Origin of the sequence: Paenibacillus popilliae ATCC 14706 (assembly GCF_000315235.1) — a bacterium.
GTDB classification, from domain to species: Bacteria; Bacillota; Bacilli; order Paenibacillales; family Paenibacillaceae; genus Paenibacillus_B; species Paenibacillus_B popilliae.
In genome coordinates, this window is sequence record NZ_BALG01000185.1 from 114,747 (window position 1) to 134,462 (window position 19,716).

16 protein-coding genes and 1 riboswitch are annotated in these 19,716 nt (G+C 54.0%); of the genes, 15 read left to right on the top strand and 1 reads right to left on the bottom strand.

Features of this window, described 5'->3' with window-relative positions; translation table 11 throughout:
- Positions 1-313: 313 nt before the first annotated feature.
- The 11 genes from rny to PPOP_RS12540 all read left to right on the top strand — a co-directional run bounded on the left by rny (position 314) and on the right by PPOP_RS12540 (position 12,756).
- Positions 314-1,861: a ribonuclease Y gene (rny, locus tag PPOP_RS12485; RefSeq protein WP_006286823.1), complete on the top strand. Its 1,548-nt coding sequence runs from the start codon at positions 314-316 to the stop codon at positions 1,859-1,861.
- Between the two features lie 72 nt (positions 1,862-1,933).
- Positions 1,934-2,728, top strand: a complete 795-nt coding sequence (locus PPOP_RS12490; RefSeq protein WP_006286824.1) for a TIGR00282 family metallophosphoesterase — start codon at positions 1,934-1,936, stop codon at positions 2,726-2,728.
- A gap of 266 nt (positions 2,729-2,994) precedes the next feature.
- On the top strand, positions 2,995-3,255 hold the full coding sequence (locus PPOP_RS12495) for a stage V sporulation protein S (RefSeq protein WP_006286829.1): 261 nt from the start codon (positions 2,995-2,997) through the stop codon (positions 3,253-3,255).
- Between the two features lie 111 nt (positions 3,256-3,366).
- Positions 3,367-4,326, top strand: a complete 960-nt coding sequence (locus PPOP_RS12500) for a dipeptidase (RefSeq protein WP_006286830.1) — start codon at positions 3,367-3,369, stop codon at positions 4,324-4,326.
- Positions 4,327-4,533: 207 nt separating this feature from the next.
- Complete coding sequence (locus PPOP_RS12505) at positions 4,534-6,267, top strand: 2-oxoacid:acceptor oxidoreductase subunit alpha (protein WP_042228723.1); 1,734 nt, start codon at positions 4,534-4,536, stop codon at positions 6,265-6,267.
- Positions 6,268-6,269: 2 nt separating this feature from the next.
- Positions 6,270-7,136, top strand: a complete 867-nt coding sequence (locus PPOP_RS12510) for a 2-oxoacid:ferredoxin oxidoreductase subunit beta (RefSeq protein ID WP_006286833.1) — start codon at positions 6,270-6,272, stop codon at positions 7,134-7,136.
- A gap of 332 nt (positions 7,137-7,468) precedes the next feature.
- Positions 7,469-8,038 carry a phosphate propanoyltransferase gene (locus PPOP_RS12520; RefSeq protein ID WP_006286834.1) on the top strand — a complete coding sequence of 190 codons (570 nt, stop codon included), beginning with the start codon at positions 7,469-7,471 and terminating at the stop codon, positions 8,036-8,038.
- Positions 8,039-8,315: 277 nt separating this feature from the next.
- Positions 8,316-9,869 (top strand): tRNA (N6-isopentenyl adenosine(37)-C2)-methylthiotransferase MiaB, encoded by a 1,554-nt coding sequence (gene miaB / locus PPOP_RS12525; protein ID WP_006286836.1) that lies wholly within the window; start codon positions 8,316-8,318, stop codon positions 9,867-9,869.
- 148 nt (positions 9,870-10,017) lie between these two features.
- Positions 10,018-10,434 carry a YlbF/YmcA family competence regulator gene (locus PPOP_RS12530; protein WP_006286837.1) on the top strand — a complete coding sequence of 139 codons (417 nt, stop codon included), beginning with the start codon at positions 10,018-10,020 and terminating at the stop codon, positions 10,432-10,434.
- Between the two features lie 222 nt (positions 10,435-10,656).
- Entirely contained in the window at positions 10,657-11,199 is a 543-nt protein-coding gene (locus tag PPOP_RS12535) for a cysteine hydrolase family protein (RefSeq protein WP_006286838.1), read from the top strand.
- Positions 11,200-11,256: 57 nt separating this feature from the next.
- Positions 11,257-12,756, top strand: coding sequence for a nicotinate phosphoribosyltransferase (locus PPOP_RS12540; RefSeq protein WP_006286839.1), 1,500 nt, complete (start codon positions 11,257-11,259; stop codon positions 12,754-12,756).
- 1,343 nt (positions 12,757-14,099) lie between these two features.
- Here the strand turns inward: PPOP_RS12540 and PPOP_RS12550 are convergent.
- Positions 14,100-15,053: an L-lactate dehydrogenase gene (locus tag PPOP_RS12550; protein WP_006286841.1), complete on the bottom strand. Its 954-nt coding sequence runs from the start codon at positions 15,051-15,053 to the stop codon at positions 14,100-14,102.
- Between the two features lie 249 nt (positions 15,054-15,302).
- On the opposite strand from PPOP_RS12550, the gene PPOP_RS12555 reads away from it, so the two are divergent.
- The 4 genes from PPOP_RS12555 to PPOP_RS12570 all read left to right on the top strand — a co-directional run bounded on the left by PPOP_RS12555 (position 15,303) and on the right by PPOP_RS12570 (position 18,793).
- A complete protein-coding gene (locus PPOP_RS12555; RefSeq protein WP_042228725.1) occupies positions 15,303-15,632 on the top strand; it encodes a metal-sensitive transcriptional regulator in 330 nt (109 codons plus the stop codon).
- A gap of 65 nt (positions 15,633-15,697) precedes the next feature.
- Positions 15,698-15,901 (top strand): cation transporter, encoded by a 204-nt coding sequence (locus PPOP_RS12560; RefSeq protein WP_006286845.1) that lies wholly within the window; start codon positions 15,698-15,700, stop codon positions 15,899-15,901.
- A gap of 123 nt (positions 15,902-16,024) precedes the next feature.
- The gene (locus PPOP_RS12565; RefSeq protein ID WP_006286846.1) at positions 16,025-18,427 is read left to right on the top strand and encodes a heavy metal translocating P-type ATPase; all 2,403 of its coding nucleotides are present in this window, start codon (positions 16,025-16,027) and stop codon (positions 18,425-18,427) included.
- A 75-nt stretch (positions 18,428-18,502) separates the two neighbouring features.
- Complete coding sequence (locus PPOP_RS12570) at positions 18,503-18,793, top strand: HesB/YadR/YfhF family protein (RefSeq protein WP_006286847.1); 291 nt, start codon at positions 18,503-18,505, stop codon at positions 18,791-18,793.
- Positions 18,794-19,380: 587 nt separating this feature from the next.
- A riboswitch (cobalamin riboswitch) is annotated at positions 19,381-19,574 on the top strand.
- Positions 19,575-19,716 lie beyond the last annotated feature (142 nt).

Below are 19,716 nucleotides of genomic sequence, written 5' to 3' on the forward strand. Positions count from 1 at the left end.
TCAAAGAAATTACTCTTCCCGTCATTTGCTTGACAATATCTTTTCATGAATAATAAAATGAATTATGTATCTTTATTATTGCGAAATCAGTTTCCACTTCCAGAAATTGATTTCTACATGATTTATTTCGCCAATATTCATGATTTCCGATTGGCCGCTTTCGGGCGGCGCACGCCTTCGTGCGTACACTTCGCCGGCGCTCATGCGTCGGTCCAGTGTCTGAACCTGAATTTTGTAATGAAACACGTGAACAACTGAACAAATGAAACCTGTCCCAAGCAGTGCTTGGAGCAACCAACGGGGAGGTGAGGCAATGGAGATGAACATATGGCTCGCACTCGCTCTCGTTGTGGCCGCATTGATCTTGGGGTTTGGAATCGGGTACCTGATTCGCAAATCGCTTGCTGAAGCGAAGATAACGAGTGCCGAGCATGCCGCAGAGCAGATTATGGACAGCGCGCGCAAGGAAGCGGAGGCACTGAAGAAGGAAACGGTGCTCGAAGCGAAGGACGACATCCATAAACTGCGTACCGAAGCAGAGAAAGACATTCGCGATCGCCGAAATGAAGTTCAACGTCTGGAAAGACGCGTTGTACAAAAAGAAGAGTCATTGGATAAAAAGCTGGAGTCGTTGGAGCGCAAAGAAGAACAAGTCGTTACCAAAGAAAAGCGCATCGAAGAGACCCGGCAGCAGGTTGAACGGACGCTGCAGCAGCAAGCTGCGGAGTTGGAACGGATCTCGAATCTGACGATGGAAGATGCTCGGAGTATCATCCTCTCCAATGTGGAGCAGGAGGTACGGCACGAGACCGCACAGATGATCAAGGATATCGAGCAGCAGGCACGCGAAGAAGCGGACAAGCGCTCACGCGAGATTATTACGCTTGCTATCCAGCGTTGCGCCGCCGATCACGTAGCAGAGACGACGGTCTCTGTCGTGGCATTGCCGAACGAAGAGATGAAGGGCCGGATTATTGGCCGCGAAGGCCGGAATATCCGTGCGCTTGAGACACTGACAGGCATCGATCTGATCATCGATGATACGCCGGAAGCGGTGATACTGTCCGGATTCGATCCGATACGGCGGGAGGTCGCGCGGACGGCATTGGAGAAGCTGGTCGCCGATGGGCGTATCCACCCGGCTCGAATCGAGGAAATGGTGGAGAAGTCCCGCAAGGAAGTTGACGAGCGGATTCGCGAATACGGAGAACAAGCGACGTTTGAGGTCGGAGTGCATGGCTTGCATCCGGATCTGATCAAGATTCTGGGACGTCTGAAGTTCCGTACGAGCTACGGTCAGAATGTGCTCAAGCATTCCATGGAAGTGGCATATCTCACCGGCTTGATGGCGGGAGAGCTGGGCGAAGATGTAACCTTGGCACGCCGTGCCGGGCTGTTGCATGATATCGGGAAAGCACTGGATCACGAGGTGGAAGGATCTCATGTCGAGATTGGCGTGGAGTTGGCGAAAAAGTATAAAGAACACCCTGTAGTCATTAACAGCATCGCGTCCCATCATGGGGATTGTGAAGCGACATCGGTTATCGCAATGCTGGTGGCAGCGGCGGATGCGCTGTCTGCAGCCAGACCGGGAGCGCGTCGTGAGACGCTCGAAACCTATATCAAGCGGCTGGAGAAGCTGGAAGACATCACCGAGTCGTTCGAAGGGGTGGAGAAATCGTACGCCATCCAGGCTGGGCGCGAAGTTCGCGTCATGGTCCAGCCGGATAAGATTGACGATGCGGAAGCGTACCGACTCGCTCGCGAGATTACGAAGAAAATCGAGAGCGAGCTGGATTATCCGGGTCATATCAAGGTAACGGTAATCCGCGAGACCCGTGCGGTAGAATATGCGAAATAAGCAAAAGATATTGCGTAAGTGCGAGAAGTGGCCTTCTGGGCCACTTCTCCTGATTTTAAGGAGGACCCAATCTTGAAAGTCTTGTTTATCGGCGATATTGTGGGCAATACGGGGCGCAAGGCCGTGAAGCAGCAACTGCCGGAGTTGAAGCAGAAATATAACCCGCATATCATAATCGCCAATGCGGAAAACGCCGCTGGCGGGCGGGGCGTCACGCGGGCAATCGTAAAGGAGTTCCTTGACCTGGGCGTTCACGGCTTTACGATGGGGAACCATACGTGGGACAACAAAGATATTTTCGAGTGGATTGACGAGGAGCTGCGGTTGGTGCGTCCCGCCAATTTCCCGGAAGGAACGCCCGGCAGGGGGTATACTGTCATCAAAGCCAACGGCAAAGAGCTTGTCATTATCAATTTGCAGGGGCGTACGTTTCTCCCGGCCATTGATTGCCCCTTCCAAAAGGCAGATGACATTTTACAGGGGCTCGGCAAAAATCCGCGCGCCATCCTTGTCGATTTCCATGCCGAAGCGACATCGGAGAAGATTGCCATGGGCTGGCATCTCGACGGCCGCGCTTCGCTGGTTGTAGGCACGCATACGCATGTCCAGACGAATGATGACACGATACTCCCTAACGGCACGGCCTATTTGACCGATGTCGGCATGGTCGGTTCCCGGGAGGGCGTGCTTGGCATGGAGCGGGAAGCGGTATTGCGCAAGTTCAGAACCCAGCTTCCGGTACGGTTCGTCGTCGATGAAGGGAAATGGCAATTCCACGCGCTGGTTGTTGAGATTGACGAAGCGACCGGCAAAGCGACGAAGCTGGATAAATTCCGTATTCGCGAAGGTGAGTGGATGATGAGCTAGGAACAGTTGGAACGCGTTCGGGCCAGGAGGCGTACAAAGGGGGCTCACCCACGATATGGATTGCCCGCCGCACGGTTTTCCACTACGGTTTTTGCGTGGATAGGCACGGGTTTTCCCGATTGCTAACTGTTTTCATGGATAGGAACGAAGCAGCCCGGCCACTGCACCTCCTCGGCGCAGCAACGGAAGATGACAGGAATTTTTGGCTCGCTTGTGAATAGATTGTAATAGTGGAGTCAACCATCATTCCCGAGGAGGTACTTTCCATGGAAGTATTAAAGGTGTCAGCTAAGTCCAACCCGAATTCCGTCGCGGGCGCATTGGCCGGGGTGCTGCGTGAACGCGGAGCGGCCGAACTGCAAGCGATTGGAGCGGGCGCATTGAATCAGGCGATTAAAGCAGTTGCGATTGCACGAGGATTCGTCGCACCAAGCGGGGTTGATCTGATTTGCATTCCTGCATTCACCGATATTGTCATTGACGGCGAAGACCGTACGGCAATTAAATTAATCGTCGAGCCCAGATAAAAAAATGCATACATGGAAATGACCGGGGAACCTTACTCTGCCTGTTTACGACGTAAGCAGGTTTTTTGCTTTCCATGATGGGACACGCCATGCAGAAAGGAATGAAACCAAATGAACGCTCGTATTATCGATTTTCATTGCGATGTGCTATACAAGATGCTCTATCACGGCGCAGGCCGCTTCGAGAAGGAAGAGGACTTCGACGTCACCTTGCCGCGTCTGAAGCAAGGGGGAGTCGGCATGCAAGTATTCGCGGTGTTCCTGGAGGACTCCGTGCTGGCCGGACCGCCAAAGTTTGCGCAGGTGCTGAGAAGCATCGATCTGCTGCGCGAGCGCATTAACACACTTCCCGGCATGCGTCTTATTCGCTGGCGCGACGATCTGGAGCGCTGGCAGCAGCAGCCGGACCAGATCGGATCGCTGCTGTCGCTGGAAGGCGTTGACGCGCTGGAAGGGGATTTGGTGAATCTTCGCACGGCTTACGAGCTTGGCGTCCGCTTCATTGGGCTGACCTGGAATCATGCGAACTGGGCCGTGGACGGAACGTTGGAGGAGCGGCAAGCCGGCTTTACTGCGATGGGCCGCAGTCTAATCCAAGAATGTGATCGGCTTGGCCTCGTCATCGACGTGTCGCATTTGAACCGTACGGCATTTTGGGAGCTCCTCGAGCTGACGGAGCGGCCGATCTTTGCCTCTCACTCCAATGCGGCGGCCGTGCTCGATCATCCGCGCAATCTGACGGACCAGCAGATCCGGGCCATTATCGCGCGCGATGGAAGAATCGGTGTTACGTTCGTGCCGCACTTCATCCATGAAGGGGACAAGGCTTCCATTGATCAGATGCTCCGCCATATCGAGCATATCGGCGCATTGGGCGGTGAGGGGCATCTGATGTTCGGATCGGACTTCGACGGCATCGATAAGAAGGTAGAGCGGTTGGAGCATGCGGGACAGTATATGAACTTACTGAATGAACTGCATAAAAGATACAGTCCGGATTTCGTAGAACGGATCTCTTCTGCCAATGCCTTATCGTTTCTCGCGACCCATCTTCCCGGGCGCGAACAATAACCTGGATATTCATCTCGGCCGGGTATCATATCCATCGAATCCCGCTATCGTGGGGAGACAGAAAACGCTTGTTTTTTCAAATACCCGGACATAGAATGAGATTGACTCAGCCATTTTCTAATATTTGATTTGTTACATGATTTGAAAATATTTATATCGTAACAGTGAATAAGGATGCGAGTCACTTTGCAAAAGGAGTGGGCGAGCTTGATTAGTCAATTATCTTGGAAAATCGGGGGTCAGCAAGGAGAGGGTGTAGAAAGTACAGATCGTATTTTCTCAACGGCATTGAATCGTCTAGGCTATTATCTATACGGTTATCGTCACTTTTCTTCCCGAATCAAGGGTGGACATACGAATAACAAAATACGCATCAGCACAAGGCCAATCCGTGCGATATCGGACGACTTGGACATTCTCATCGCCTTCGATCAAGAAACGATCGATCTGAATGCGCAAGAATTGCGGCCGGGAGGCGTTATCGTAGCCGATGCGAAGTTCGCGCCAGTCGTGCCGGAAGGAATCGATGCACGGCTATTTGCTGTTCCATTTACCGCCATCGCGGACGAACTAGGCGCATCTTTGATGAAAAATATGGTCGCCTCCGGCGCGTCATGGGCCTTGCTCGGATTGCCGCTGGACGTATTCAATAAGGCGCTGGAAGAGGAATTCGGGCGCAAAGGGCCGGCAGTCGTCGAGAAAAATGTCGAGGCGTCGCGTAGAGGGGCAGAATTCATCCTGGGGCAGGCCGGCGGCCCACTGACCGAGTTCCAGCTTGAACCGGCGGACGGGAAGCAGAAGCTCTTCATGATCGGCAACGATGCGATTGGATTGGGCGCGATCGCCGCAGGCTGCCGCTTGATGGCGGCCTATCCGATTACGCCGGCATCGGAGATTATGGAATACTTGATCAAGCGGCTGCCGAAGTTCGGCGGAACGGTCATACAGACGGAGGACGAGATTGCTGCGGTTACTATGGCCATTGGGGCCAACTACGGCGGAGTCCGGGCAATGACCGCGTCCGCGGGTCCGGGGTTGTCGCTGAAGGCGGAAGCGATCGGGCTAGCGGGAATGACAGAGACGCCGGTTGTCATCATCAATACGCAGCGCGGCGGTCCAAGCACCGGCCTGCCGACGAAGCAGGAGCAGAGCGACCTGAATGCGATGATATACGGCACCCATGGCGAGATTCCGAAGATCGTCATGGCGCCGAGCTCCATCGAAGAGTGCTTCTACGATATGATCGAGGCATTTAACCTTGCGGAGATATACCAGTGTCCGGTCATCGTCATAACCGATCTGCAGCTGTCGCTGGGTAAGCAGTCGTGCGAGCTGATCGATTACGACCGCATCGTCATCGATCGCGGCAAGCTGGCAGCGGATTTGCCGCCGCTGGAGCCCCGCAGTCAATTCAAGCGTTATGAGTGGACGGAGGACGGCATCTCGCCGCGCGTCATCCCGGGGGAGAAGAGCGGCCTGCATCATGTGACCGGCGTAGAGCACGACGAGGTCGGGCGTCCGTCCGAGAGCGCGGTGAACCGGAAGAAGATGATGGATAAGCGGCTGCGGAAGATCGAGGACTTGCAGATTAGGAATGCGATTCATGCCGATACACCGCATGAGGAGCCGGATCTGCTGTTCGTCGGCATGGGCTCTATCGGCGGAACGATAGATGAAGCGCGTAGCAGACTGGAAGCGGAAGGAATGAAGACGAACCATGTTACCGTGCGGCAGATTCACCCGTTTCCGGCGGAGTTGTTCAAGCCGCATGCAAAACGGGCTCGTCGAGTGGTCGTCATCGAGAACAACGCTACCGGACAATTGGCGGATCAGATTCAGCTGCATGTCGGCTGCAGAGAGAAGCTGTGCCGCGTCAACAAATACGACGGCACTCCATTCCTGCCGTCCGAATTGTACAATCATAGCAAGGAGCTGGTCTAAGAATGGCTACGTTTAAAGAATTCCGTAACAATGTGAAGCCGAATTGGTGCCCGGGCTGCGGTGATTTCTCTATACAGGCAGCCATTCAGCGCGCGGCAGCCCATGTCGGACTCGAGCCTGAGCAGTTGGCGGTCGTATCCGGAATTGGATGCTCGGGCAGAATCTCCGGTTACATTAATGCGTACGGCTTCCACGGTATCCATGGACGCGCGCTGCCGATTGCGCAGGGGCTGAAGCTGGCGAACCGGGATCTGACCGTTATCGCCTCCGGGGGAGACGGTGACGGCTTCGCGATCGGGATGGGGCATACGGTTCACGCCATTCGCCGGAACGTCAATATTACGTATATTGTGATGGATAACCAGATTTATGGCTTGACAAAGGGGCAGACCTCTCCGCGCAGCGCCGTTGGCTTCAAGACGAAGAGCACCCCGGAAGGCGCGATCGAATCCATCTTATCGCCGCTGGAGATTGCGCTCGCGTCCGGAGCCACATTCGTCGCGCAGTCGTTCTCAAGTGATCTAAAGCAATTGACCGCGCTAATCGAAGCGGGTATACAGCATGAAGGCTTCTCGCTCATCAACGTGTTCAGCCCGTGCGTTACGTTCAACAAGATCAACACGTATGACTGGTTCAAGGAGCACATCATCAATCTCGACAGCGTCGAGAACTATGACCCGTCAAACCGCGTGACAGCAATGACGAAGCTGATGGAGACCGGCGGCATGATAACCGGACTGATCTATCAGGATACTTCCCGCCGCTCCTACGAGAATCTCGTCCCGGGCTTCCGGGAAGAGCCGCTCGCTCATCAAGATTTGCAGATAACGCCGGATCAATTTGATATATTGGTATCGGAATTCAAATAACGAATCCCATTAAGGCATGCTTCATAAGGCGCGTGCCTTATTTGGGCGTGCGATGTGTACGAGCGAACAAGGGATCGGCAGGCGTAGACGACGAAACGCTGGCAGATACCGAGAAGGAGGGCGAGCGCCAGTTCATCGAGGAATGCTGAGCTGGTGTGTCAATACTTCTGGCAGGATAGGGAATTACGCGTGTTCGCTAGAAGCTACTTCGCGCCTGAGTTTCAAAAAGATGAAAGGCGATCAAGCCAAAATGTCGACTTTTTGCCAGAGCGGGAGTATAATATGATGTGGAAAAAGACAGAACGATCACAACAACATGAGGTGGATGAGAAATGAAAATTGTACCCGTCGGCGTGTCAGGACGTCATATTCATTTAACGCAGCAAGATATCGAGACTTTGTTCGGAGCGGGCTATCAACTGACCGAGTTCAAGTCGCTGTCCCAGCCCGGGCAATTCGCGGCCAATGAGACGGTGGAAGTTATCGGTCCGAAAGGTTCGTTCAAGAAAGTTCGCATTTTAGGCCCTGCGCGCCCGGCTTCTCAATTGGAAGTGTCGCGGACGGATGCATTTACGCTCGGAGTTAACTCGCCAGTTCGAGAGTCGGGCAATATCGAAGGCACACCAGGCATTCAATTGAAAGGGCCTACAGGCGAAGTGGAGCTGCAGCAAGGGGTTATTGTTGCTGCACGCCATATCCATTTCCATACTTCGGATGCCGAGAAGTGGGGCATTCAGGACAAAGCAAAGCTTCGGGTTCGCGTGGGCGGAGATCGCGGTGTTGTCTTTGAAAATGTGATTGCGCGCGTCCATGACAATTTCGCATTGGACATGCATATTGATACGGATGAAGCGAATGCAGCTGGCGTGAAGAACGGAGACACGGCTGAAATCGTTGATTAATAGAAGCGGGAACATTGAATGCAGCTGCTCGGAAGGGCAGCTGCATTTTTGCGTACGCCCAGCATGGGCGTCATCTTTAGGGTAAATATCCGCCAGCAAGGACGACCTGCATTGTGCGAAAGGGCGTTCGTCTGTGCGTGGACGTCGGCAGAGGTTTTTCTTGGCTTGGCTCCGCGCGCGGAATAATGATATAATTTATTGTAATGCTTTTTTTGAAGAGGCATCAATCATTCACCTTAAACTTATGACATTACGATATGAAGGAGTGACCGACATCATGAGCAAAGAGTCGAAGGATTACTCCAAGTATTTTGATTTCTCGAACGCAAAAGTGATTTCGGAGGATGAACACGGGAAGCGCATCCGTATCCATGGTCGCGAAATCAACATTATTTCGGAGCCTAATCATCGAGCAGAGAAGCAGCGGGGGAAGCAGGACATCGTTGTCCATTACGAGGAGACATTTCCCGCGGAGCTGCAGCAGTTAGGTACAGGCAAGCATTATCTGATCTACACGTTCGGATGCCAGATGAACGAGCATGACTCCGAAACGATGAGCGGGCTGCTTGAACAGATGGGGTACCGGAAGACGGAGGATCGCCAGGTGGCGGACATCATTCTGTTAAATACATGTGCGATCCGGGAAAATGCCGAGGATAAGGTATTCGGCGAACTGGGCCATCTGAAAACGCTCAAGCTCGAGCGTCCGGGTCTGCTGCTTGGGGTCTGCGGCTGCATGTCTCAGGAAGAAACTGTCGTCAACCGGATTATGCAGAAGCATCCGTTCGTCGATCTCGTCTTCGGTACGCATAATATTCACCGCCTGCCTTATCTGGTTCGCGATGCCCTATTTAACAAGGAGATGGTCATCGAAGTATGGTCGAAGGAAGGAGACATCATCGAGAACCTACCGAAGAAGCGGGAGGGGATGCGCGCCTGGGTGAACATCATGTATGGCTGCGACAAGTTCTGCACCTACTGTATCGTACCTTATACACGGGGCAAGGAGCGGAGCCGCCTTCCGGAGGATGTCATCGCGGAAGTGCGCGAGTTGGCGCGGCAAGGCTTTAAGGAGATAACTCTGCTCGGGCAAAATGTCAACGCCTACGGCAAAGACTTCACGGATCGGAAATATACATTCGGCGATCTGATGGATGATATCCGTAAAATCAATATCCCTCGTATCCGCTTCACGACCTCTCATCCACGCGATTTCGATGATCGGCTCGTGGAAGTGCTGGCGAAGCGCGGCAATCTGGTGGAGCATATCCATCTGCCGGTGCAGTCGGGCAGCAGCGAGGTGTTGAAAAAGATGAGCCGTAAGTATGATCGCGTCCGCTTCCTCGAACTCGCCGGCAAGATAAAGCAGGCGATCCCGGATGTCGTGCTGACGACGGACATTATCGTCGGGTTCCCGGGCGAGACTGACGAGCAGTTCGAGGAGACGATGACCTTGGTGAAGAAGGTCGGATTCGATTCCGCCTTCACGTTCATCTACTCGCCGCGCGAGGGCACTCCTGCTGCTCAGATGGAAGATAATGTTCCATTCGAGGTGAAGAAAGCGCGGCTTCACCGTTTGAACGAGCTGATGACGGATTTGAGCCGCAAGAGCAACAAGAAGCTTATCGGCACGATCGTCGATGTGCTAGTAGAAGGCGTGAGCAAAAACAACGCCAACATTTTGTCCGGCCGCACGCGCACGAACAAGCTGGTTCATTTTCCAGGATCGGAAGAACTAATCGGCCGCTTTGTCCACGTGCGCATCGACGATGCCCTGTCCTACTACATTAAGGGCGAAATGGTTCCGGAGCCGGTGCATATCAGCTCTTAGTCGGCGCAAGCTTTCTACATGATCCGACGTGAAGTCTTGATGCGGAAGCCCTGCAGCTTATTTTGCAGCCATACGATAATTAAGATGGGAGAGGTTCGCATTGACGCACCATTCACATGATTCGTCCAACGCTTTACCGTGCAGCAGCATGCCCTCCTATAATACGCGTGATCTGCTGGTCCACGACGATATTATAGCGAAGGCGAAGCAGCTTGCCGAGATGATTTGCATGACGGATGAAGTTATTCATTACCAGAAGGCGGAGAAGCTCGTCCAGAAGCATGAACGGGTGCAGGAGCTTATCTCGTCCATGAAGAAGAAGCAGAAGGAAATTGTCGCCTTCGAATCGTTCCAGAATCAGGCGATGGTGGACAAAATCGAACAGGAAATCGACGAGCTGCAGCAGGAGCTCGACAATATCCCGCTCGTCTTGGAATTCCAGCAGAGCCAGACCGATGTGAACTACATGCTGCAGCTTGTCATGTCTGTCATTCGGGATACGGTTGCCGAGAAGATTGATGTCGAGGCAGCGACCCTAGATGCTCCACAGACGTGCAGCGACTAAGCGGAGAACGAAGCGATATTAATAGATCAGCCGAGGCGGGCTTCCATCCCTGATTCTACAAGGGAAGGAGGCCTGTTCGTTTAGGATGAAAGGGGCTTTTAGATAAGTGATATGCACCTGTCTTCCCCGGAACATTGGCGAGTTGAACATTTGACATCAATTTGTCATAATGACGTTAAGCTTATCATTGCCCTTACTGGGCTGAAGAGGAGACGATTCGCGATGAAAGCATTAGTCGTCATTGATTACACGTATGATTTTGTCATCGGTCGGCTTCCGTGCGGACAGCCGGCTATTGACATTGAACGCCGGATTGCGGAGCTAACCGAGCAATTCGTCGCTTGCGGCGAATTCGTGGTCATATCCGCGGACATTCACGACGAGCAGGACCCGTATCATCCGGAGACCGCGCTGTTCCCGTCGCACAATATTCGCGGGACGGAAGGCCGCGAGCTGTACGGCGCTCTGCGGGAGGTACATGAACGCCATGCCTCGGCGATATACTGGATGGACAAAACCCGGTACAGCTCCTTTTGCGGCACAGATCTCGACTTGCGGCTGCGGGCGCGCGGGGTGAAGGAAGTCCACCTGGTTGGGGTCTGCACGGATATTTGCGTGCTGCATACGGCGATTGAGGCGTATAATCTCGGTTATCGCATCGTCGTGCACGAGGATGCGGTCGCTTCATTCCATGCCGAGGCGCATCGCTGGGCGCTGGAGCATGTCCGCAATACGCTGGGTGCTCAAGTCGTCAGCGGATATTGATGGATAAGTGGCTCGGGTCGAGGAAAAGCAAAGCACCTCAGAAAGAAGGATGAAATAATGAATGCGTCAATGGCATTGCATACCGACAAATATCAGATCAATATGATGTATGCGCATTGGAAGCATGGCACGCACAATCAGAAAACGGTGTTCGAAGCGTTTTTCCGCAAGCTGCCCTTCCATAACGGGTACGCCGTGTTTGCCGGCCTGGAGCGGATTATCGAGTATATGGAGCAGCTCCGCTTCACGGAGGAGGATATCGCGTATTTGCGCGAACAGGAGGAAGAGTACGACGAAGCGTTTCTGCAGGAGCTGATCAACTTTTGCTTCACCGGCCGCATCGATGCGGTTCGGGAAGGAACGCTCGTGTTCGCGAATGAACCGCTTATTCGCGTGGAAGGACGGGTCTTCGAGACGCAACTGATTGAGACGGCACTACTTAATTTCATGAACTTCCAGACCTTAATCGCGACGAAGGCGTCCCGGATCAAGTATGTGGCGGGCAATGATATTTTGATGGAATTCGGGACGAGACGGGCGCAGGAAGCGGATGCCGCGCTCTGGGGAGCGCGGGCCGCGTACTTGGCGGGTTTCCATGCGACTTCCAATATGCTGGCAGGCCGTCGCTTCGGAATTCCAACGAAGGGAACACACGCGCATGCGTGGGTGCAGAGCTTCGAGAACGAGCAAGAGGCGTTCCAAGCATTCGCCGAGGCGCTCCCGAATCAGGTGACGCTGCTGGTAGACACCTATGATACGCTGCACAGCGGCATTCCGAACGCGATCCAGACCGGCAAGGAATTGGCGAAGCGAGGCAAGAAGCTGCAGGCGATTCGCCTCGACAGCGGGGATTTGGCGTATTTGTCAATCGAAGCCCGCCGGATGCTGGATGAGGCCGGCTTGAACGAGGTTCAGATCGTCGCTTCCAACGATTTGGATGAGTACACGATCTCGGATCTGAAGCTGCAGGGAGCGCGCGTAGATATGTGGGGTGTTGGCACACAGTTGATTACCGCCGCAGATCAGCCGTCTCTCGGCGGAGTGTACAAGCTGGTATCCCGTGAGGTCGACGGGGTAATGCAGCCGACGATCAAAATATCGGCCAATCCGGAAAAAGTGACGACGCCGGGCAAGAAGGACGTCTACCGCATCATTCATAAGAAAAAGAAAAAAGCGATTGCTGATTACATCTGCCTTACAGAGGAAGATGACGTCGAACGCCGCGCCCAAATCAAGCTGTTCGATCCGGTACATCCGTATCTTTATAAATATGTCGAGCACTACGACGCCGAGAAGCTGCTGCATCCGATCTATCGGGATGGGAGGCTGGTGTATGAGCGGCCGCCGCTGAACGAGATTCGCCAATATCATTGCGAGCAGTTGCAGCTGTTCTGGCCGGAATACTTGCGCAAGACGAATCCGGAGCGCTATCATGTTGACATCAGCACGAAGGCGTGGCAGATGAAGCATGATATGATCGAGTCTTGTGTACAGGAGCAGGAGCAGTGGATGCGTATTTTGCGGGAGAACGGGGACGACGGTGCCAAAGGCCGTTAAGGTGAATAGGTACCAAGCGGCTAATGACAAGCCTGCTGGGATCCTGCGTCGGATGTTGGCTTGGAGGTAGGGTACATCAATAGTCGCCCGCGCAATTCGGTTCAGATAACCGATAAGGTGATGAAATTCACATGAAAAGTTGGATGGCAAGTTATGGGATGCCATAAATGTTATGGTAACCGATAACGCGACAATACAATGAGATTCGATAGCGTTACGTCAGACAACGAACAGAGGAACAAATTAGCGGGCAGGTTGTTCGATAGAGGAGACGAGATAGCGCATACAGCTGAATTTTTCTGGTCCGGATCGGGGAGAGAAGACGATGAGTGCAAGGATCCCTTTCTATTTACCACCGTTATGTTTTTTACTAGGTGTATGTTTTTTCGGGGGGACGATTCGGATTTTTATTTGGATTACCTCTCCATTATTCCCGTGCCTGTCCATTTGGCTCCCCAGCCTGGGCGGGTGTTTTATTTTTTTAACCATGAGTGCTTCTCCTATCATCCTGACCTCTCTGACCCTTGACAGCGTATCTGCCTGGCGCATCATATCCGCATCTGGCCCAACGCATCGACCCTTCGACGTTTTTCCGACATAGCCAATTTAAGTATCTGCAAATCCATGTATTGCTTACGCTTCCGCCGCAAGTCCTCTGGAAAGTCCATACATCAGCGTCAAGAGGCAACTCCTCATTAAGTACAAGCATCTGTAGACGTCCCCGAATCTGTGCAACCTCTCGACGCTTCTCCGAATCAATATCCCGTAGCTGAAACAAAAAGTTTTGGCACTGTATAAACTTGTCCGGATCGCCTTGCTGCAAAACACGCCAAAAAACCGAGTCATGTACAAAGCGTGTAACCAAATGTGTCCAGAGCATCGACAGACGATCATAGCGTAAAAGGTAATCCAATGAAAACCCTTGTTTCTCCTGTAGCTGCATTAGCAAACTCCCGCATAAAATCACGATGCACTTCAAATTCACAGTTCCACACACCTATCACCAAAGTATACAGTCCCAAATTCGTCAGTGCCCCTTTTACCAATCCGGGTACAGATCCGTGCGGTAGGGCCATCATGGCGGAGGAGGGCGTGGTAGCGGCGTAGACGTACGCGGATCCGCTTCCGGCACGTGCGAAACGGAGTTGCTTCATCCTACCGCGATGGTGCCGCATATGCATGCAATCTGCCTGAGCGGGGGCACGCATTCGGGCTGGAAACCACTCACGGCACATTATCAACCCGGTTACGGTCGTCGAATCCGCGGGGACGCGCCATTGGACGGCGCAGCCGCCGCAATAAGGGGCAAAAGCGCACCGGACAGAATGCCGGCACGCTCAGGCTCAGGATGGGAAGATGGACGCGATAGCTTCCTTTATCACGGAGGCGGAGTGGTGGAGCTTCTGCTTCTCCTCCGCGGAGAGATGCAGTTCGTACACATCGCGGATACCCCGGCGGTTAACGACCGCCGGAACGCCGAGATAGACATCCTCCAGCCCGTATTCTCCGGTCAGCAGCGTCGAGATCGTGAGAATAGAATTTTCGTTCTTCAGAATGGCCTTCGTGAGGCGGGCCAACCCCATGGCGATGCCGTAGTAGGTAGCTCCTTTGCGTTCGATGATCTGATAGGCCGCGTCGCGGACATTGATGAAGATGCGGTTCAACTCCTCATCGGTTGGTTGGCCGTGCGTCTCGCGGTAGTTGGCCAGTGGCTGGCAGCCGATGCTAGCGGCGCTCCAAACCGGAAGCTCCGTGTCGCCATGCTCGCCCATAATATAGGCGTGGACGTTGCGCGGGTCGACCTCCAGACGCTCGCCGAGCAGATAGCGCAGCCGGGCGGTGTCCAGAATCGTGCCGGATCCGATAACGCGGCTTGCCGGCAGGCCCGAATATTTCCAGGTCGCATACGTAAGCACATCGACCGGATTCGTCGCGACAAGGAACAGGCCATTGAAGCCGCTCTCCATGACCGATTGGACGATCGATTGGAAGATTCTCGCGTTTTTACCGATCAGATCGAGTCTTGTCTCTCCGGGAGCCTGATTGGCCCCAGCGGTGATGACAACCAGATCCGCATCTTTGCAGTCACTGTAGTCGCCGGCCCAAATGCGCATAGTGGATGCAAACGGCAGTCCATGGTTCAAATCCATGGCATCTCCCTCGGCCTTCGGCCGGTTGGCGTCGATGATAACCAGCTCGGCGGCCAGCGCTTGGTTGAACAGGGCAAAGGCGTAGCTCGAACCGACGAAACCGGATCCGACGAGCGCTACGCGTGTTACTTTCGTGAATTCACTCATGGATAGTGCCTCCTTATGTGCGTATGTATGTAAATTCGAGCATATACAAGGCCGAGTGCAACGTATCGGCAGTTATGCTGATACTTTAAATTGTAAACAATTTGAAGGTAACAATTCAAATTCAAATGAAAAAAAGATTAAAAACTGTCTTTTAATAGGGTGGGGGGGTATGTTATTATAGGTGCAAGAGGTGGTGATAAGATGAGTTTCCGAGAAGACGTGCTTATCAACAACGATGAAGCTAGCGGCATGGAGGATGCGTCCGGCGAGACGTACTGCCATCGCCGCGAGGCAACGGGCGAACGGAAGAGCCATCATTCGGCTGAGATGAAGAAGAAGCTCATTCATCGTCTGAACCGCATCGAAGGACAAGTGCGCGGCGTCAAGGCAATGATCGACAAGGATACGTATTGCGATGATGTGCTGCATCAGATCGCGTCGATGCAATCGGCGTTGTATTCCGTCGGACGGCTCCTGCTCGAAGGCCATATGAAGAGCTGCGTCTTCGAACGGCTTCAGGAAGGCGATGATGAAGTCATTGACGAGCTGCTGGTTACGATACACAAATTATTGAAATAACAGGCATGTTCAAAAAGGTCGTACTTTTTGCACAACTTATCATACATCCTGAGGAGGAATGGACAATGATTCAAGTAACTTGGAAGGTAGAAGGCATGACATGCGGACACTGCAAGCAGGCGGTCGAGAAGGCTGTTCAAGAGGCCGGCGGCGAAGCACAGGTCGATCTCGGCTCCAAGCAGGTGAAGATTTTGTACGATGAGGCGAAGGTTCAGCCAGAGAAGATTCGGGAAGCGATCGAGGATCAAGGCTACGACGTCATCTCATAAGACGGATGAGGCGGACTTGGTCTGCTGGTAATCCTGCATGATACAGGAACTCCTTGCGGGGAGTTTTCTTTTTCAATATTCACATAGGGTATAGGGGTATATTATAAATGGGAGGAACACAAAATGGCTTCCAAGCAGCAGACCGTCAAAATCGAAGGCATGACCTGTGCCGCTTGCGCCACCCGGATCGAAAAAGGATTGATCCGGATGGACGGCGTCGTGAAAGCGAACGTGAATTTGGCGGCAGAGCAAGCTACGGTGGAGTATGACGAAAGACAGCTCTCGCTTCAGCAGGTTGCGGAAAAGATTGAGAAGCTGGGCTATAAGGTTCCAGCGGAGACGCTTGATGTGGACATCGAAGGGATGACCTGCGCGGCGTGCGCAACACGGATTGAGAAGGGGTTGAAGCGTCTGCCGGGGGTTGACTCCGCCAATGTCAATCTGGCCGCCGAATCAGCCCGCATTACCTTTATCGGCTTGCATCCGGAGGACATATTGTGCAAGCTTGAGCAGCTCGGCTATAAGGGCAAGGTGAAGACGGGGGAAGCAGGAGCGGAGGGGGCGTTGAACCGAACTGCGATCCGGCTGCGCAATTCGTTCATCATTTCCGCCATCTTGTCGGTGCCGCTGCTCTGGTCGATGGCAGGGCACTTCTCATTCACCTCGTGGATCTGGGTGCCGGAGTGGTTCATGAATCCTTGGGTGCAGATGATATTGGCCGCGCCCGTCCAGTTCATTATCGGCGCCCGCTTCTACAGCGGGGCGTACAAGGCGCTGCGCAACGGCAGCGCGAATATGGACGTGCTCGTGGCCATCGGAACGTCAGCCGCCTATTTCTATAGCGTCTATCTCGTATGGGAATGGACACGAGGGGAATCTCATCATCCGGACATGTACTTCGAGACGAGTGCGGTGCTGATTACCCTTATCCTGCTCGGGAAATGGTTCGAAGCGGCAGCCAAGGGGCGCACTTCGCAAGCAATACGCGTCCTGATCGGCCTGCGAGCGAAGACGGCCACCGTCATCCGCGACGGGATCGAGCAGGAAGTGCCGGTCGATGATGTTCATGTCGGCGACTGCATTATCGTGCGGCCTGGTTCGAAGATACCGGTCGACGGCATCGTGCTCGACGGCACCTCGACGATCGACGAATCGATGCTGACCGGCGAAAGCGTCCCGATTGAGAAGCAGCCGGGGGACCGCGTGTACGGCGCGACGGTGAACGCGCAGGGGGCCTTCACGATGGAAGTGACACAGGTCGGCGCCGATACTGCGCTGGCGCAAATTATCCGTATCGTCGAGGAAGCGCAGGGCTCGAAGGCGCCGATACAGCGCATAGCCGACAAAATATCCGGTGTCTTCGTGCCGATTGTTGTCGGTATCGCTATTGTCGTCTTCGGCCTGTGGTACTTCGCCATTGCACCGGGCAATGGCGGGGAGGCGTTGGGGAAGTTGATTGCCGTGCTGGTTATTGCCTGCCCTTGCGCGCTTGGTCTGGCAACGCCGACCTCGATTATGGCCGGGACGGGCCGTGCAGCCGAATATGGCATACTGTTCCGCGGCGGCGAGCATCTGGAAGGAGCGTACCGGGTGCAGACCGTCGTGCTTGACAAGACGGGCACCGTAACCGAGGGCGAGCCTTCCCTTACCGACTTCATCGCGAATGATCCGGAACGCGAGCAAGAGCTGGCGCTCTGGGTGGCTTCCGCCGAGCGACGATCGGAACACCCGCTCGCCCGGGCGATCGTGAAGGGCCTTGACGCCCGCGGCCTGCCGGGGATTGCGCCGGAATCGTTCCAGGCCGAGCCCGGCTTCGGCATTACCGCGCGGGTTGACGGGCATGAAATCGTCATTGGCACACGGAACCTGTTGCGGAAGCAGGGCATTGATGCGGAGGAAGCCGAAGCGGAGTTGCAGCGACTGGAGATCGAAGGCAAGACGGCGATGCTCGTCGCGGTTGACGGGCGCTGGGAAGGCATCGTGGCGGTAGCGGATCAGGTCAAGACATCCTCGCAGGCAGCGATTAGCCGCCTACACGGCATGGACATTCGCGTCGTCATGATGACGGGGGACAATGAGCGAACGGCGCGTGCCATCGCCACCCAGGTCGGGCTGGACGACGTGTTCGCCGAGGTTCTTCCCGAACAGAAGGCACAGCATATCCGCGAGCTGCAGCAGAACGGCACCGTCGTTGCGATGGTAGGCGACGGCATCAACGATGCGCCAGCCCTGGCGGCGGCGGATATTGGATTCGCGATTGGCACCGGAACGGATGTGGCGATGGAGACGGCAGGCGTAACCCTGATGCGCGGAGACTTGAACGGCATCGCCGACGCGATGGAGATGAGCCGGCGGACGATGCGGAACATCAAGCAGAATCTGTTCTGGGCACTTATCTACAACAGTCTGGGCATCCCGGTGGCAGCGGCCGGCCTGCTGGCTCCTTGGCTTGCGGGTGCGGCGATGGCCTTCAGCTCCGTATCGGTCGTGCTCAATGCGCTGCGGCTGCAACGCGTCAAGCTGTAAACGGAAAGTCGAGGTTTTCAATGCCGTGCCTGCATGGTATGATCATTACGGTCATAAGAATGAGGGAGAACGAGCATGCACTTACGGGTGACAGCGGAAGCGATTCAACGCTTTCAAGCAGATTGGGGCTATAATGCAGGGGATACCGTGCGTATCTTCGTACGATATAGCGGATTCAGTGCATCCGGGCCCTATTCCTTCGGCATGATGAAAGACCAGCCGCAGTATCCGGCGGTGTCGGAGACGGTAGAGGGAATTACCTTCTTCATGGAGGAGAACGATCTGTGGTTCCTTGATAACCGCGAGCTGGTGCTGGATGTGAACGGCGAAGACATCGTCATCGTCCATAACGGTATGGCGATCTGATGGATACATTACAGGAGATACGTTCTTCTTCGAGGAGATGGAAGAATAGAAGCGTTGCAGATGGTAGCAAGACTGCCGGAATTATCCTGGCAGTCTTGTTTTGTTGTTCGCCACAACTTGTCATACTGGCGCAACATAACGGACACTAGGGAGGTCTGCAAGAATCATTTCCCCTAAATGAATTTCTGCGTTCAGCGTCAATGCAAGCTCAAATCAGAACTCGCGCAGATTGGCCCGCGACAATGTATACGGCCTTCAAGGCAACGGTCATGTAGGGACGAGAATGATGATGGGAAGATGGATCTGTCTTTTGGGCGAAGCAGCCCCCTTCCGCTTTCGTTCCAACCAGCTTGCGCTGAGTTTTCTGAGTTTTCTCAGATTTTCTCCACAATAAGTACTGTCTTCATGTCTGCTTTTGTCAATGTCATTGTCTCCAATTCCGCAGCAATATCATCCTAAAAAGGTATGGAATTACATATCCACAGGGAAATAACAATTATTACAAAAATAACTTGTCATTCCGTACGCTTGCGTATATAATCATTCTCAACCGGGCTGCTGCCTGTGCTGAGGCGCAGTCCGATTTACAACATATAAGGGGAGCAGGTGCTTTGCGTAATAGCAAAGCTTAATAGGGAAACCGTTCGAAGCCGACGCGTCCCGCCACTGTTACAGACGAGGTGCAGTTCAGGAAGCCACTGGTCGAACGACCGGGGAACGAGAAGGCCGCCGCCACCGATGACGCTGAAGCCAGGAGACCTGCCTGTTCTGACAGCACTGTTCGTACCTACGGGAGATAGGGAAGTGTTCGTAGCGGCCATATGCATCCAGGTTGCGGGAGATAGCCGGTCCCGAAGGAGCACGAAGACCTGCGGCACGGTGTATTGTGATTTTAATTCCTTGTTAACGGATATGAATTATCG